The organism is Trinickia sp. EG282A (assembly GCF_040965455.1).
GTDB classification, from domain to species: Bacteria; Pseudomonadota; Gammaproteobacteria; order Burkholderiales; family Burkholderiaceae; genus Trinickia; species Trinickia symbiotica.
In genome coordinates, this window is sequence record NZ_JBFRCC010000044.1 from 1 (window position 1) to 414 (window position 414).

The 414-nt window shown below is 65.9% G+C and carries 1 protein-coding gene; it reads left to right on the top strand.

All coding sequences use genetic code 11. From position 1 onward, the window contains the following. A partial coding sequence (locus tag AB4Y31_RS31835; RefSeq protein WP_368677429.1) for an adenosylcobinamide-GDP ribazoletransferase occupies positions 1–414 on the top strand: 414 nt, incomplete at both ends.

Genomic DNA, 414 nt, shown 5'->3' on the forward strand with positions numbered 1-414 from the left:
GGGTCGGCTATGAGCCGCATTATCTGAACGCAGCGGCGCGCTACTTTCCGCTCGTCGGCGCATTGGTCGGCGCGGCGGGCGCGGTCGTGTACATGGCTGCACTGCGCATCTTTCCGGCGGGCGTGGCCGTGCTGCTTTCGATGGCGACGACGCTGCTCGTCACAGGCGCATTCCACGAAGATGGACTGGCCGATTGCGTCGATGCGTTCGGCGGCGCTTATACGCGTGAAGATACGCTGCGCATCATGCACGACTCGCGCATCGGCGCGTTCGGCGCGATTGCGCTGATGATCGCGCTCGCGCTGAAGTGGCAAGCGCTCGCGTCATTGCCGCCGCTGCGCGCAGCGTGGCTGATGATCGCGGCGCATGCGGCGAGCCGCGCATGCGCGATCAGCTATCTCGTCACGCTCGATT